Genomic DNA, 14,391 nt, shown 5'->3' with positions numbered 1-14,391 from the left:
TGCCATGAAGGCACTTACAGTTGCAGCGGCTTTGATGACGGCCAGTTCCGCGCTGGCGCAAACCCCTGTTCTGACCATCTATGCGGGCGATTACATCACCTCGGAATGGGGGCCTGGCCCAAAGATCGAAGAGATGTTCGAGGCGACATGCGCTTGCGATCTGCAGTTCAAGCCCGGCGATCTCTTGCCGCGGATCCTGCTCGAAGGGGCGCGGACCGATGCGGATGTGGTCTTTGGTCTGAACACGGATGTGACGAAAAAGGCGCGCGAAAGCGGGCTGTTCGCGCCGCACGGTCAGCCGCTGGACAAGCTGACCCTGCCGATCGAATGGACGGACGAGGTGTTTCTGCCTTACGACTACAGCCATACGGCGTTTGTCTATGATATCGACCGCCTGTCCGAGCCCCCCGCATCTTTTGACGCTCTGCTGAACGCGCCAGACGATCTGAAGATCGTCATTCAGGATCCGCGCACCTCGATCACCGGACTTGCGCTGGTTCTGTGGGTGCAGGCGATTTATGGCGACGGCGCGCAGGCGGCCTGGGAAAAACTCGCGCCGAAGATCCTGACGGTCACCAAGGGCTGGTCGGAATCCTACGGCCTGTTCACCGATGGTGAGGCGGATATGGTGCTGTCCTACACCACCTCGCCCGCCTATCACATCATCGCCGAGGAGGACCGCACCAAGAAGGCGGTGATCTTCCCCGAGGGGCATTACTTCATGGTCGAACTGTCGGCCAAGGTGGCGGGCACAGATCAGCCGGAACTGGCGGATCAGTTCATGGCCTTCACCCTGAGCCATGATTTTCAGACCATGATCGCGACCGGCAACTGGTCCTTTCCTGCGGCTTTGCCTCAGGGTGAATGGCCCGAGGGATTCAAGGAACTCGCCCTGCCGGAAAAGGTGCTGTTCTATTCCGAGGACGAAGCCGCTGCGCTGCGGGACAAGGCGATTGAAGCATGGCGCGCAGCGCTGTCTCAGTAAATCCTGTCCCGGTCATCGCGGGATTGCTGGTTGCGGGGCTGACGCTTGGCCCCGTGGCGGCGGTGATCTGGCGAGGGGCGGCGTGGTCGGCGCTGGCCCCCGGTGACTGGCACGCCATCCGCTTCACGCTGGTACAGGCGGTCATCTCGGCCGGGCTGTCGGTGCTGTTTGCCGTGCCGGTGGCGCGGGCCTTGGCGCGGCGACAGTTTGTCGGGCGGGGCGCGCTGGTGGCTCTGCTGGGTGCGCCGTTCATCCTGCCGGTGATCGTGGCCGTGCTGGGCCTGCTTGCGGTGTTCGGGCAGTCCGGGCTGGTGAACACCGCGCTGCGGGCCATGGACCTGCCCGAGGTCACGATCTACGGCCTACACGGGGTGGTCATCGCGCATGTCTTTTTCAATCTGCCGCTGGCGGTGCGGATGATCCTGCAAGGCTGGCTTGCCATTCCGGCAGAGCGGTTCCGGCTGGCCGCGTCGATGGATCTGGCCGGCGCTCAGATGTTCCGGGTGCTGGAGCTGCCCATGTTGGGTCGCATTGCGCCGGGGGCGTTTGCGGTGATCTTCGTGGTCTGCCTGTCGTCGTTTGCCATCGCCCTGACGCTGGGCGGGGGGCCAAAGGCGACGACGGTGGAACTCGCGATCTATCAGGCGATGCGGTTCGATTTTGATCTCGCGCGGGCGTCCGTGCTGGCGGTGATCCAGCTGGGGCTGGCGCTGGTGGCGGGGCTGATCGCGCTACAGGTGTCCACGGGCGCGGGGTTCGGGGCAGGACAGGACCGTGTGGTGCTGCGCTGGGACGGCGGCGGGTTTGCGCGGATCATGGATATGGTCTGGATTGCACTGGTGGCGCTGTTCCTGCTGACGCCGCTGCTCATGGTGGTGCTGCGCGGTCTTCCGGGGCTTTTGACGCTGGGCCCGTCTGTCTGGCAGGCGGCGGGGCATTCCGTGCTGGTCGCCCTGTGCTCAACCCTGCTTTGCCTGATCTGGGCTCTGCCACTTGCGACAAGAGGCGGAGAGCTGCTGGGGATTGCCGGGATCGCCGTATCGCCGCTGGTGCTAGGGACCGGCTTGTTCCTGATCCTGCGGCCCTACGTGAACCCGCTCGATCATGCACTTGTTGTAACGGGTGTGGTGAATGCCCTGATCTCACTGCCCTTTGCCCTACGCATCCTGAGGCCCGAAGCGGACGCCGTACGCCGCGATTACGGCCGACTTGGCGCCGCGCTGGGTTTGTCGGGCTGTGCGTGGGCACGCTGGGTGCTCGTGCCACGTTTGCGTCGTCCCCTGGGATTTGCCGGGGGGCTGACCGTGGCGCTGTCGATGGGGGATCTGGGGGTGATTGCGCTGTTCGCTGATCCGGACCATGCGACGCTGCCGCTGAAGGTTTACGAGCTTATGGGGGCCTACCGGATGGAGGGTGCCGCAGGCGCTGCGCTCTTGCTTCTGCTACTCAGTCTGGGGCTCTTCTGGCTTTTTGATAGAGGGGGGCGCGTAGATGCTGTGGCTTGACGGTATAAGAGTTGTCGAAGGGGATTTTACCCTGTCGGCGGATATGGCGCTACGCCCGGGCGAAAGGATCGCGGTGATCGGGCCGTCCGGCGCTGGCAAATCGACGCTGCTGGATGTGATCGCCGGGTTCCGCGCACCGCAGGCGGGCAGGGTTCAGTGGGATGGCCACGATCTGACCTCTGTCGTTCCCGGCAAGAGGCCCGTTGGCATGTTGTTTCAGGACAACAACCTGTTTCCGCATCTGAGTGTGGAACGCAACCTCGCCCTCGCCTTGCGGCCCGGCGGCGGGCGGCTTTCAGAGGCGGACCACGATCATATGGCGCTGGCGCTACACAGCGTCGGGCTGCGGGGCATGGGCTCGCGACGCCCCGGCGCCCTGTCTGGCGGGCAACACAGCCGCGCGGCGCTGGCGCGGGTGCTGGTGCAGGATCGCCCGGTGCTGCTGCTGGACGAACCCTTTGCGGCACTGGGGCCCGCGCTCAAGGTCGAGATGCTGGACTTGGTCACGCAGGTGGCCGGTGCTGCCAAAGCGTTGGTCGTCCTTGTGACCCACGATCCTGCAGATGCGCGGCGTTTTGCCGAACGGGTGGTGCTGGTGGCCGATGGGGTGGCCTTTGCGCCAATGGACACGACAGAGCTGTTTGCCAATCCGCCAGAGGCATTGCGGGACTATCTGGGATAGTCCGTTCATCACAGAGGCAGCACAGCAAAAAGCCCCACCAGTTTGGCGGGGCTTTCTTATTCTACAGGAAGGGCCGTATCATCCGTGCTTTTTCTTGCCCTTGATCGGCGCCCAGATGCGCTTGTTGGTCAGATACAGCAGCACTGAAAGCAGCGTCAGGAACACGACACCCACAAAACCAGCCTGCTTGCGCGCCATCATCTTGGGTTCAGCCGCCCACATAAGGAAGGCCGCGACATCCTTTGCCTCATTGTGCATATCGGATTCGTGACCGTCGGCGTATTCCACGTCATCGCCGGAAAGCGGCGGCGGCATGGAGATGTAGCCGCTGGGGAAGGCATGGTTTTCATAGAGGACTGTACCGGCCTGTTCGATGGTCTCACCGGTATAGCCGGTGAGTAGCGACGCGATGTATTCCGGGCCGCCGATACCCTTCAGGAACTGGTTGATACCGGTGCCGTATGGGCCATGAAATCCCGCACGAGCCTTGGCCATCATGGACAGATCCGGCGCGCCGAGGCTGGTGTTTGGCGGGAAGTTATCGGCAGGTGTGGCATTGCGCAAATCATCGATTTCCGCATCGAATACCTGAAAGTTCTGATCCGCATATGCGCGAACCTGATCTTCCGGAATGCCGGGACCGGATTCCGACGACAACGTGCGGAAGGGTACGTAGCGCAACCCGTGGCAGGCGGAGCATACCTCGGTGTAGACCTGCAGGCCGCGCTGCAGCTGCTGCTGATCGTAGCTGCCGAACGGACCTTCGAAGGAGAAATCGAAATCCTCGATATGTCCCCCCTCTCCGGCGGCGAATGCACCGCCGGAGGTCAGAGCCAGTGCCAATGCGGCGGTCAGGGCAAGTTTCTTGAACATGGGTTCAGGGTCCTTCTTCTTACTCTGCCGGGGTCGCGGATGTGGTACCAGCGGCGTCGGAGGATTTGCCGTAATGGCTGGCGAAATCGGCTTCGATGGTCTCGGGCCGTGCAACCGGCTTTTCGATCACGCCGAGCAGCGGCAGGATCACTAGGAAGTAGGCGAACCAGTAGGCTGCGGCGATCAGAGAGATCCAGTCATACGGGAACACGGTCTGCTGCGAACCGACCCACATCAGCACGATGAAGTCGATCACGAGCAGGGCGAACCACCACTTGAACATCGGACGGTACCTGCCCGAACGGACCGACGACGTGTCGAGCCAGGGGGCAAGGGCCATAACGGCGATGGCGCCGAACATCGCGAGCACGCCAAAGAACTTTGCATCGACAATGCCGCCCGTGACGAAGGAAACGATCTGAACCACCCAGACGTCGGCAGTAAAGGCACGTAGGATCGCGTAGTAGGGCAGGAAATACCATTCCGGCACGATATGCGCAGGCGTCGCCAGCGGGTTCGCCTCGATATAGTTGTCGGGGTGGCCAAGGTAGTTCGGCATGAAGCCGACAACCGCAAAGAAGATCGCCAGGATCACTGCAAGCGCGAAAAGATCCTTGATCACGAAATAGGGCCAGAAGGGCAGGGTGTCCTTGTCCGCATCCGCCTTGGACGTCCGGCGCACTTCAACACCCGTCGGGTTGTTGTTGCCGGTGCTGTGGAAGGCCCAGATGTGGACGATCACGAGGCCGGCAATCACGAACGGGAACAGGTAGTGCAGCGAGAAGAAGCGCGTCAGCGTGTAGTTGTCGACCGCCGGTCCGCCCAGCAGCCATGTCTGGATCGACTCACCGATGAAGGGGATCGCGCCGAACAGGCCGGTGATAACCGTTGCACCCCAGAAGGACATCTGGCCCCAGGGAAGAACGTAACCCATGAAGGCGGTGCCCATCATCAGAAGATAGATCAGCATGCCGATGATCCAGGTGATCTCGCGCGGCGCCTTGTACGAACCATAGTAAAGCCCGCGGAAGATATGGGCATAGACGGCCACAAAGAACAGCGAGGCGCCGTTGGCATGCATGTAACGCAGGGCCCAGCCGCCGTTCACGTCACGCATGATGTGTTCGACGCTGGCAAAGGCCATGGATGTGTCAGGCGTGTAATGCATCACCAGCGAAATGCCGGTGGCGATCTGCAGCACCAGAGTGAAGGTCAGCACGATACCCCAGATCCACATCCAGTTCAGGTTCTTGGGTGTGGGGGCCATGATGGTGTCGTACAGCAGACCGATAATCGGCAGGCGCGAGTGGACCCACTTTTCGCCGCCGGTCTTCGGTTCGTAATGGTCGTGTGGAATTCCAGCCATTTCTCTCTCCCTTAACCGAGAACGATCGTGGATTCGTCAGCAAACTCTGCCGGGGGCACCGGAAGGTTGCGCGGAGCGGGCCCTCTGCGGATGCGGCCAGCCGTGTCGTAATGCGAGCCATGGCATGGGCAGAACCAGCCATCGTAATCGCCGGAGTTGTTGCCCAGCGGCACACAGCCGAGATGGGTGCACACACCCATCATCACGAGCCATTTGCCTTCTTCGTCCAGAGTGCGGTTCTGATCGGTTGCCTCAGCCTCTCCTGCAAGGTTTTCGTTGCGCGCGATCGGGTCCACGAGGTCTGACAGCGCAACGGCGCGGCCTTCCTCGATTTCTTTGGCGGTGCGCTGGCGAATGAACACCGGCTTGCCCAGCCATTTGACCGTGAGCTGGGTGCCTTCGGCAACGCCAGAGATGTCGACCCTGATCGACGAGAGCGCGAGAACGTCCGCCGAAGGGTTCATCTGGTTCACCAGCGGCCATACGGCGGCGCCAGCGGCGACGGCTCCGGCACCTGCGGTGGCGTAGTAGAGAAAATCTCTCCGGGTGCCTGCGTGATCGTCTGCGTGTGACACGGGGTTTACTCCATTCCTGGGCCGTTGGGCTGGCCGAGACTAAAAGATCCGCCATGTCATTGCATGGCCTCATCGTTGGGCTATTTAGCGTTCTCGCCCGGTTGCGTCCAGAACTCAAAATCGCGTGTTTGTGAAAAGCGCGGATGTGTCGCGGTTGTGAGGCCTGCTAAGGAGTTATATGACACCGAAAGAGACGATTACCGCAAGGTTATGGCCGCAAGGTCTTAAGGATGATATCAATGACACATGGAACTTTGCTAAAATGCGCTCTGGGCGCAACAGCTATTGCATTTCTCGCTGGTCCAGCCGCAGCGGAAATGGATCTATCTCTTTATACAGGTTGGCAAACTGCTCCGCACAGCAGGCTCAAGGGCGATGCGCCGTTTACTGGCGACAGCTATAACGGACTGATCGGCTGGGACGGCAAGTCTTTCTCGAATCCCCCTTACTATGGCCTTCGCGGCACTTGGTGGAAGAACGAGCGAATCGGTTTCGGTCTCGAATTCACCCACACCAAGGTCTATGCGGATGACGGTGATGCGGCAAAGATCGGGTTTTCGAATTTCGAATTCTCGGACGGTCTGAACATTCTGACCGCGAACGCAACCCGTCGCTGGCAAAATCAGTGGCGCGGCCTGTCGCCCTATGTGGGCGGTGGTCTGGGTGTTGCCATTCCGCATGTCGAAGGCGCGACTTTTTCCGGATCCGAGACTTTTGAATATCAGTTGGCCGGTCCGGCGGCGCGGCTCTATGCCGGGGCAAGCTATGATCTGAGCGAGCGGGTGGCAGTGTTCGGCGAATACCAGTTCACATATTCGCACAACCAAGGCGATTTGGAAGACGGCGGGACTTTCGAGACGAATATCAAGACCAACGCGCTGAACGTGGGTCTGACGCTGAAGTTCTGATCTGAGGAGTGTCGATGCCCCCGCAGAAGCTGTAATCGTTTGAACGCCCGCCCGGGTTTCGGGCGGGCTTTTTTGTCCAGCATCGTGTGCAGCGGCTCAAAGCCATCACATCTTTGGTCGTGTCGCCTGCATCATGCCGGAGGTTGTGTCGCTTGCATTGATGGGCGTTCGCAAAAGCCCTTGTGCCAGACGGCCAACGCATCTCGTCCCGCGCGCCAGTTGCGTGCATCGTGGCGCAGATCCACATAGGAAAGGGCAGCGCCAATCGCGATATGTCCCATGTCCAGCTTGCCATATAGATGGCTCATCCACAACGCATTGACGGCCGTCAGCGCACGATCGACCTTGACCCATTGCGCCTCGATCCAGTCCGGGGATTGCTGTGCCTCGGGCCGCAGGCGTTTTTCATATGTCATCAGAACCGCGGCTTCCATGATGCCATCGGCAGTCGCCTCTAGCGTCAAAACATCCCACATGCGGTTTTCGGGGTAAAGACCCGCCTTGGCGCGGTGATCCAGATAGCGACAGATGACGCGGCTGTCATAGAGCGCTGGACCGTCTTCGCGGATCAGTGCTGGAATCTTGCCCATCGGATTGGCCGCAGCCACTGCTGCATTCGGGGCCATGGGCGTGTTGGACACCGGCACGACTTCGACGTCGTCCAGTTGACCTGTCTCATGCAGCGTTATCAATACCTTGCGCACAAAGGGCGAGGCGGGAGAGCTGAGCAGCTTCATCATCTGGGGTCCTTTCGACCAGGTGTCTTTCCTGACAGGTAGGCAGTTTACCAGTGCTTTGAAAGGGGCGGCAGCTAAAGCATGGGCGGCGCGCGCATCAGATCCGCCAGGGCGCTTGTTTGCGTTCCGATCCCGGACTCCTGCAGCGCCTCAGCCGCGCCCAACCTCGCGGTGTCGGCCTTGTTCTGTCCCAGTTTCCAAGTGGCGTCGATCCGTTGAACATGCAGCCGGAAGGGCAGAATCATCCGCAGCATGCGCTCCAAAACCTCGGGCGTCATTTTGGGCGTCTGCCAGACCGGTTTCGGCGCAAGCCGTGCCTCATAGGCCTCTGACTGGCGGTCCAGCATGGCGCGCATCTCAGAGTCGGGCAGCGGTTCCAAAGTGCCGGTCAGATGCACGGCGACGTAATTCCAGGTCGGCACCTGATCGGTCAGACCGTACCAGTCTGGCGAGATATAGCCATCCGGCCCGTTGACCGCGATCACTGCCTGCTGCGCGCCTTTCAGCCGCGCAATAGGATTCGATCGGACAAGGTGCAGATCGGCATGACCGCCGTCTTCGGCCAGCAGAAACGGGATATGTGACAGCAGCGGTACCGTTTCGGTGCTGACCGCCAGAACGCCAAAGCCACGGTCACGGGCTAGGGAGATGTCCTTGGCGTGATCGGCAGAGTGAAATATGGGATTTGGGTGCATTTGTCAGGCCTTGGGGTGCGTTGCCTCATAGACCTTCATCAGATGCAGGGTGTCAACGGCGGTATAGGCCTGCGTCGTGGACAGTGACGCATGACCCAGCAATTCCTGAATGGCCCGCAGATCCCCCCCGGCGGACAAAAGATGCGTGGCAAAGCTGTGGCGCATGGCATGGGGCGTCGCCGTGGCGGGCAGGCCCAGCTGCATCCGGGCGTTTTCGGTCACCTTCTGAATCAAGCGCGGGTTCAGCTTTCGGCCGCGGGCACCGCGAAACAGGGCGGCGTCCGGTTCGGGAGTGTAAGGGCAGGCGGTGATATAGCGCGCCACGGCGGCGCGCGCGACGGGCAGCACCGGTACGATGCGTTCCTTGCCACCCTTGCCGGTGATCCGCAGCGACTCGCCCAGCGGCAGATCACCACCTGTCAGGCTCAGCGCCTCGGAAATCCGTAAACCACAGCCATAGAGCAGCGTCACGACTGCAGCGTCGCGCAGACCAATCCAGTCGGTCAGACTTTGACTCTCGACCGAGGCGATCATGGCGCGGGCGGCGTCTTGGGACAGGGGACGCGGCAGTTTCTTCTGGAACTTGGGCGTCCGGGTGGAGAGGACGACAGTGGGTTCATAGCCCTCACGCTCGGCCAGCCAGCGATAAAAGGATTTAACCGCCGACAGCTTGCGCGCCATGGACCGCGATCCTGCGCCGCCACCGCGCACATGCGCCATCCAGGCACGCATATCCGATACGGTCAGTCGCGACAGCGGGCCAAGGCCCTCGGTCCCGCCATGGTGCAGCGTCATGAAAGTGATGAATTCGACCACATCGGCGCGATAGGCGGTCAGGGTGTTGTCCGCCGCGCCGTTCAGCGCCCGGGCGGCGGCCAGCCAGTTTTCCAGCGCATCACGCGCCTGCGGAGCAATGGCAAGGGTCAAGACAGCCAGCGGCGCATGCTGCGTTCGAACACACCCGCGAAAAAGGCCAGTAGATCGGTGCCCTGTTGCGGCGAGAATTGCAGCGGGTCCTTGGCGCCCAGCACCAGAAGCCCCGGCAGACGGCCCGGGCCGAAATCAAGCTTGAGGCAGGCCTCGGAGTAAATGCTGGGGGCGGCATCGCCATAGATCTGCGGATCGGCGCGGTGAACCTGCCGCAAAGTGATCTGACGAACCGGGGCAGCGATCCGGCCATCGGCAAGATAAATGTTGATGAAACCGGGTTCGGCCACCGACAGGACAGTCCCCATGCGCCGGATCGCCGGGTCCGTTTCATTCTGCGCCGATTCGAGCACGAGGCGCACCGAAGCAACGTTCAGGATTTCGGCAACATCACCGCCCAGATCCTTGAGAAAGGGTTCGAATTCAACCTGATCAAGCAGGCGCAGGATGGCGCGGTGAACCTGATTGGTTCCGGCCAGATTTTCGTACGCGGCGGCGATAACCGAACGGTGAGTGTCCTCAAGCCGGTCCAGCCGCGCTTCAAGCCGGTCCATGGCGATGCCGCGCAGATCCACGATGTTGCCCCCCATAGATCGTTCATTCGCGACGATAAGGGCACGCATAAGGTCCTGATCTTCAAGGATAACATCAGGGCGCGAGATGATGGTGTCGCGCAGGGTTTCGTCGATGCGTGGACTGCTGCTCATGGGAACTCTGTCTGTTTGTTCGTTGGACATTATCAGAGAGTACGTTGGTTTTCGCCTGTTGTATCAGGACGTGTAAAGCTCTTTGCCGGGGTGTGGCGGATGTGTCGATGTCCCTTGTCCGACCCGGCGGGTCTTTGCAAAGGAATGGTGCACCAAGGTTCTCAGAACCCGCGCAGGGCTCCGAGCGTGTCTGTGGTGGCGCCGCGATCCCGGACCGCGGCGCCCATAGTTTCACAGGATCTTGATACCGGCTTGGGCCGCATCCTTGACGAACTGGTCAAGGCCCTTGTCGGTCAACATGTGGTTCGCCATCGCCTTGATCACGGCCGGCGGCGCGGTTGCCACATCTGCGCCGATCTTTGCGCATTCGGACATGTGGTTCGCCGTGCGAATCGACGCGGCCAAGATCTGCGTTTCAAACCCGTAGTTGTCATAGATCGTGCGGATATCCGCGATCAGGTCCAGCCCGTCGATGTTCAGATCGTCCAGACGCCCGATGAAGGGAGAAATGAATGTCGCACCCGCCTTGGCCGCCAGCAGCGCCTGATTGGCCGAGAAGCAGAGTGTCACGTTAACCATGTTACCCTCGTCCGAGAGCGTCTTGCAGGCCTTCAGCCCTGCCCAGGTCAGCGGCACCTTGACGGCGATGTTCGGTGCGATCTCGGCCAGCTTGCGGCCTTCGGCGATCATGTCCTCAGCTTCAAGCGCAATGACTTCGGCCGAAACCGGCCCGGAAACCAATTCGCAGATCTCTTTTGTCACTTCCATGATGTCGCGACCCGACTTCAGGATCAGCGACGGGTTCGTGGTGACCCCGTCGACCATTCCAAGGTCATTGAGCTCGGCGATGGCATCGATATCGGCGGTGTCTACGAAAAATTTCATTTTTGTATCCTCTGTGTCGCTTGGCAATCGGTCGCTGCTGTCTTACCCCAGAGAGACCGGGGCAGGAAGCCTGTTCCCGGCAGCGCCAACATGAAAGTGTGAATGTCCCCTGGTTTTTTCAACGAAGGCGACTTGATCGCGGTGATGACGACCCAGCCGTTCGCCAGCACCCTAGACTATCGCGCACCCGAAGGTGGCTGCCTTCTGGGCGCCTTTGTGGAGGTGCCGCTCGGCCCGCGCAAGGTGCTGGGGGTGGTCTGGGGAGTGGGCGTTGGGGATTTTGACATCTCAAAGATCCGCGCAGTGATCCGCGTGCTCGACGCGGTCCCGATGCGCGACGAACTGCGCAGCTTTCTGGAACGGGCCGGGAACTACACCCTGACGCCGCTGCCCGCGATGCTGCGGCTTTGCACACGAGCACCCGGGTTGGGTGATCCGCCATCCATGCGCAAGGTGTACCGGTCGGGCCTGTCCGAACCAGACCGGATGACAGATGCCCGCACCCGCGTGCTTGAGGTGCTGCGCGACATGGGCGGTCTGTCCCTGACTCTCAAGGAACTGGCTGAAACTGCGGGGGTGACACCCTCGGTGATCAAGGGGTTGGTGAAACTCGGCGCCGTGAGCGAAGAGGAAAGCCCGCGCGACACCGCCTTTGCGCATCTCGACCCCGATCTGGACGGCAAGGCGCTGACCGGCGATCAGGCGGCAGGGGCCGAGGCGCTGATGTGCGGCGTCCGTTCTGGCGTCTATGGGACGACTTTGTTGCGGGGCGTCACCGGGTCTGGCAAGACCGAGGTCTATCTGGAAGCGGTGGCCGAGTGCCTGCGCCAAGGTCGCCAGGCGCTGGTGCTGCTTCCCGAGATTGCGCTGTCTGCCGAATTCCTGAACCGGGTCGAGGCACGCTTTGGCGCACGTCCGGCTGAATGGCATTCGGGCGTCACAGTGACCGAACGCCGCCGGGTCTGGAAGATGGTCGGCGAAGGGCGCGCGCAGCTTGTAGTGGGTGCACGCTCCGCCCTGTTTTTGCCGTTTCAGCACCTCGGGCTTGTGGTGGTGGATGAGGAACACGACACCTCCTACAAACAGGAAGAGGGCGTGCTCTATAATGCCCGCGACATGGCGGTGTTGCGCGCGGCGATCTGTGGCGCACGCGTGGTACTGGCCTCTGCCACGCCCAGCCTCGAAAGCTGGGCCAATGCCGAGGCGGGCAAATATGACCGGATTGAGCTGACCGCGCGTTTTGGCGCGGCGGTGATGCCGGTGATGCGCACAATCGACATGCGGGCAGAAGATCTGCCGCGTGACCGCTGGGTCTCACCCACGCTGCAGCGTGCTGTGGCCAAGAGGCTGGAAAAGGGCGAGCAATCTCTGCTGTTCCTGAACCGGCGCGGCTATGCACCGGTGACAATCTGCCGGGCCTGCGGGCATCAGATTGCCTGCGACCATTGTGATGCGCGGATGGTCGAACACCGTTTCCTGAAACGGCTGGTCTGCCATCAATGCGGGGAAAGCAAACCGGTGCCAGATGTCTGCCCGTCCTGCGAGGCTGAGCACAAGCTCGCCGCCGTCGGCCCCGGTGTTGAACGGTTGGGTGAAGAGGTCACGGCTTTGTTCCCCGAGGCGCGTGTCGCGGTGCTCTCGTCGGATATGTATGGCTCTGCGCGCACCATGAAGGCCGAGATAGAAGCGATTGCCAAAGGCACGGCGGATATCATCATCGGCACCCAGCTGGTGGCCAAGGGGCACAATTTTCCCCTGCTGACGCTTGTCGGGGTGATTGACGCTGATCTGGGCCTGCAGGGGTCGGATTTGCGCGCCGCCGAGCGGACTTTTCAGCTGATGCGCCAAGTGGCGGGGCGCGCGGGGCGTGCGGAAAAGCCGGGCGAGGCGGTGATGCAGACCTATCAGCCCGAACATCCGGTGATCCGGGCGATCCTGTCTGGCGATGAGGAAAGCTTCTGGCGCTCCGAAGCCGCAGAGCGGCGCGCTGCCGGTGTGCCGCCCTATGGGAGGATGGCGGGGATCATCCTGAGTTCGACCGATGTTCAGGAGGTTTTTGACCTTGGCAACGCCATGGCGCGGCAGGACGCTGCGCTGCGCCGGATCGGCGCACAGGTCTTTGGACCCGCCCCGGCGCCCGTTGCCAGGGTGCGCGGACGGCACCGCGTGCGGCTGCTGGTCAAGGCGCCCAAGGGCGTCGCGCTGCAGGCCGCGCTGGCCGAATGGACCGGGCAGTTCCGCCTGCGCGGGCAATTGCGGCTGGCGATCGATATCGATCCGCAGAGTTTCTTCTGACGCTGCAAGAAAGGGGGCGCTGCCCCCGTCACCCTCACGGGTGACCCCCCGGGATATTTTTGGACAGGTGAAGATGAGGTATGGCTCTGATCTTGTCTGCCTCAGCAGGCCTGGCTGAGGTACAAAGGCGCTTGTGCTGTTTGCTCGGCGGATTTGTGGTGCCAGGCGGGCATCTTGCCGGGCCGACTTTGGCAGAAGGTCACGGAGACGGGCAAGTTTCCGGACCTGCGCCTTGTTTGTCGGGGGTGGTCCATCTACATGCAAAGACATGAAACGATGGATCCCTTTTCTGAAACCCGACCCGACGGTGGCCGTTGTGCGCCTGCAGGGCGCGATAGGTATGGGCGGGCGCGGGGCACTGAGCGATCAGAGTCTGCGTGTGCTGCTTGCAAAAGCTTTCAAACGTGGCAAGCCCAAAGCTGTCGCGCTTGAGATAAACTCGCCAGGCGGCTCGCCCGTGCAATCCTCGCTGATTGCCGCGCGGATCCGGCGGCTGTCGGAGGAAGCAGGGATACCGGTCTTTGCGTTTGTCGAGGATGTTGCTGCCTCCGGCGGGTACTGGCTCGCCTCGGCGGCGGATGAGATCTTCGCCGATGAGAGTTCTATCATAGGCTCGATCGGGGTGATCTCTGCAGGATTTGGCGCGCATGTCTTTATGACCCGGCAGGGGCTGGAGCGACGGGTGCATACGGCGGGAAAATCCAAGAGCATGAACGACCCGTTCAAGCCGGAAACCGAAGAGGACGTGGCGCGGCTTGACCGGTTGCTGAGCCAGCTTCACGAAAATTTCATTGCCCAGATAAAGCTCCACCGTGGCGACAAGCTGACGGATGATCCGGATCTGTTCACGGGCGAAGTCTGGGTCGGGCGGGGTGCTGTACAGGTTGGTCTGGCAGACGGCATCGGCCATATGGTGCCGGTGATGAAGGCCCGTTTTGGCGAAAAGGTCAAATTCCGTAGGTATGACGCGAAGCGGTCGCTGTTCCAGCGCTTTGGAGCCTCTCTTGCGCAGGATACGCTGGGCGGGATCGAAGAGCGCGCGCAGTTCGCACGCTTCGGTCTGTGATGTGATCATCAAGATCGTCACCCTCTTTCTGGTCGGCATGGGTGTGCTGGCGATGTTTGGCAAGCTCAAGGTGCCCGGAGCAAAACGCCTCGCCTCGGCCAAATGTCGACAGTGCGGGCGCTACAGGATAGGTCGGGGCCCGTGCCCCTGTGGTAAAGGAAAGACCTGAGAGCGTTTGGCTGCTG

14 protein-coding genes are annotated in these 14,391 nt (G+C 61.6%); 6 read left to right on the top strand and 8 right to left on the bottom strand.

The genetic code is table 11. From position 1 onward, the window contains the following. Positions 1-4 precede the first annotated feature (4 nt). The 3 genes from P775_RS16875 to P775_RS16865 are packed head-to-tail and all read left to right on the top strand — an operon-like array spanning position 5 to position 3,172. Positions 5-985, top strand: a complete 981-nt coding sequence (locus P775_RS16875) for a thiamine ABC transporter substrate-binding protein (protein WP_099912066.1) — start codon at positions 5-7, stop codon at positions 983-985. Then, on the top strand, positions 961-2,490 hold the full coding sequence (locus P775_RS16870) for a thiamine/thiamine pyrophosphate ABC transporter permease ThiP (RefSeq protein WP_099912065.1): 1,530 nt from the start codon (positions 961-963) through the stop codon (positions 2,488-2,490). The genes P775_RS16875 and P775_RS16870 overlap by 25 nt, the downstream gene beginning before the upstream one ends. Next, positions 2,477-3,172, top strand: coding sequence for a thiamine ABC transporter ATP-binding protein (locus P775_RS16865; protein ID WP_099912064.1), 696 nt, complete (start codon positions 2,477-2,479; stop codon positions 3,170-3,172). The genes P775_RS16870 and P775_RS16865 overlap by 14 nt, the downstream gene beginning before the upstream one ends. A gap of 78 nt (positions 3,173-3,250) precedes the next feature. Here the strand turns inward: P775_RS16865 and P775_RS16860 are convergent, their stop codons facing one another. From P775_RS16860 to petA, 3 genes are read right to left on the bottom strand one after another with little or no spacing between them, the layout of a single operon-like run. Continuing rightward, a complete protein-coding gene (locus P775_RS16860; protein ID WP_099912063.1) occupies positions 3,251-4,045 on the bottom strand; it encodes a cytochrome c1 in 795 nt (264 codons plus the stop codon). A 19-nt stretch (positions 4,046-4,064) separates the two neighbouring features. Beyond that, positions 4,065-5,411, bottom strand: coding sequence for a cytochrome b (petB, locus tag P775_RS16855; protein ID WP_099912062.1), 1,347 nt, complete (start codon positions 5,409-5,411; stop codon positions 4,065-4,067). A gap of 11 nt (positions 5,412-5,422) precedes the next feature. Next, positions 5,423-5,986: a ubiquinol-cytochrome c reductase iron-sulfur subunit gene (gene petA, locus P775_RS16850; RefSeq protein ID WP_099912061.1), complete on the bottom strand. Its 564-nt coding sequence runs from the start codon at positions 5,984-5,986 to the stop codon at positions 5,423-5,425. Positions 5,987-6,225: 239 nt separating this feature from the next. Between petA and P775_RS16845 the strand changes: the two genes are divergently transcribed. Further along, a complete protein-coding gene (locus P775_RS16845; protein WP_099912060.1) occupies positions 6,226-6,894 on the top strand; it encodes an outer membrane protein in 669 nt (222 codons plus the stop codon). Between the two features lie 131 nt (positions 6,895-7,025). On the opposite strand, the gene P775_RS16840 is transcribed toward P775_RS16845, so the two are convergent. The 5 genes from P775_RS16840 to fsa all read right to left on the bottom strand — a co-directional run bounded on the left by P775_RS16840 (position 7,026) and on the right by fsa (position 10,845). Then, entirely contained in the window at positions 7,026-7,631 is a 606-nt protein-coding gene (locus P775_RS16840) for a glutathione S-transferase family protein (protein WP_099912097.1), read from the bottom strand. Between the two features lie 74 nt (positions 7,632-7,705). Next, the gene (locus tag P775_RS16835; RefSeq protein WP_099912059.1) at positions 7,706-8,326 is read right to left on the bottom strand and encodes an FMN-binding negative transcriptional regulator; all 621 of its coding nucleotides are present in this window, start codon (positions 8,324-8,326) and stop codon (positions 7,706-7,708) included. Between the two features lie 3 nt (positions 8,327-8,329). Then, positions 8,330-9,253: a tyrosine recombinase XerC gene (locus tag P775_RS16830; RefSeq protein WP_099912058.1), complete on the bottom strand. Its 924-nt coding sequence runs from the start codon at positions 9,251-9,253 to the stop codon at positions 8,330-8,332. Beyond that, positions 9,250-9,960 carry a DUF484 family protein gene (locus tag P775_RS16825; RefSeq protein ID WP_099912057.1) on the bottom strand — a complete coding sequence of 237 codons (711 nt, stop codon included), beginning with the start codon at positions 9,958-9,960 and terminating at the stop codon, positions 9,250-9,252. Before P775_RS16825 ends, P775_RS16830 begins: the two co-directional genes overlap by 4 nt. 231 nt (positions 9,961-10,191) lie before the next feature. Beyond that, entirely contained in the window at positions 10,192-10,845 is a 654-nt protein-coding gene (gene fsa, locus P775_RS16820) for a fructose-6-phosphate aldolase (RefSeq protein ID WP_099912056.1), read from the bottom strand. 102 nt (positions 10,846-10,947) lie between these two features. On the opposite strand from fsa, the gene P775_RS16815 reads away from it, so the two are divergent. Beyond that, entirely contained in the window at positions 10,948-13,140 is a 2,193-nt protein-coding gene (locus P775_RS16815) for a primosomal protein N' (RefSeq protein ID WP_099912055.1), read from the top strand. A 268-nt stretch (positions 13,141-13,408) separates the two neighbouring features. Continuing rightward, positions 13,409-14,206: a S49 family peptidase gene (locus P775_RS16810; protein WP_099912054.1), complete on the top strand. Its 798-nt coding sequence runs from the start codon at positions 13,409-13,411 to the stop codon at positions 14,204-14,206. Positions 14,207-14,391 lie beyond the last annotated feature (185 nt).

Origin of the sequence: Puniceibacterium antarcticum (genome assembly GCF_002760615.1) — a bacterium.
GTDB lineage: Bacteria > Pseudomonadota > Alphaproteobacteria > Rhodobacterales > Rhodobacteraceae > Puniceibacterium > Puniceibacterium antarcticum.
This window is presented reverse-complemented; position numbering and strand designations above follow the sequence as displayed.

Coding starts and splice junctions, on each gene's coding strand:
- P775_RS16860 (WP_099912063.1), bottom strand. CDS start 4,045: ATGTTCAAGAAACTTGCCCTGACCGCCGCATTGGCACTGGCTCTGACC.
- P775_RS16875 (WP_099912066.1), top strand. CDS start 5: ATGAAGGCACTTACAGTTGCAGCGGCTTTGATGACGGCCAGTTCCGCG.
- P775_RS16845 (WP_099912060.1), top strand. CDS start 6,226: ATGACACATGGAACTTTGCTAAAATGCGCTCTGGGCGCAACAGCTATT.
- P775_RS16825 (WP_099912057.1), bottom strand. CDS start 9,960: ATGAGCAGCAGTCCACGCATCGACGAAACCCTGCGCGACACCATCATC.
- fsa (WP_099912056.1), bottom strand. CDS start 10,845: ATGAAATTTTTCGTAGACACCGCCGATATCGATGCCATCGCCGAGCTC.
- petB (WP_099912062.1), bottom strand. CDS start 5,411: ATGGCTGGAATTCCACACGACCATTACGAACCGAAGACCGGCGGCGAA.
- P775_RS16835 (WP_099912059.1), bottom strand. CDS start 8,326: ATGCACCCAAATCCCATATTTCACTCTGCCGATCACGCCAAGGACATC.
- P775_RS16840 (WP_099912097.1), bottom strand. CDS start 7,631: ATGAAGCTGCTCAGCTCTCCCGCCTCGCCCTTTGTGCGCAAGGTATTG.
- P775_RS16810 (WP_099912054.1), top strand. CDS start 13,409: ATGAAACGATGGATCCCTTTTCTGAAACCCGACCCGACGGTGGCCGTT.
- P775_RS16865 (WP_099912064.1), top strand. CDS start 2,477: ATGCTGTGGCTTGACGGTATAAGAGTTGTCGAAGGGGATTTTACCCTG.
- P775_RS16815 (WP_099912055.1), top strand. CDS start 10,948: ATGTCCCCTGGTTTTTTCAACGAAGGCGACTTGATCGCGGTGATGACG.
- P775_RS16870 (WP_099912065.1), top strand. CDS start 961: ATGGCGCGCAGCGCTGTCTCAGTAAATCCTGTCCCGGTCATCGCGGGA.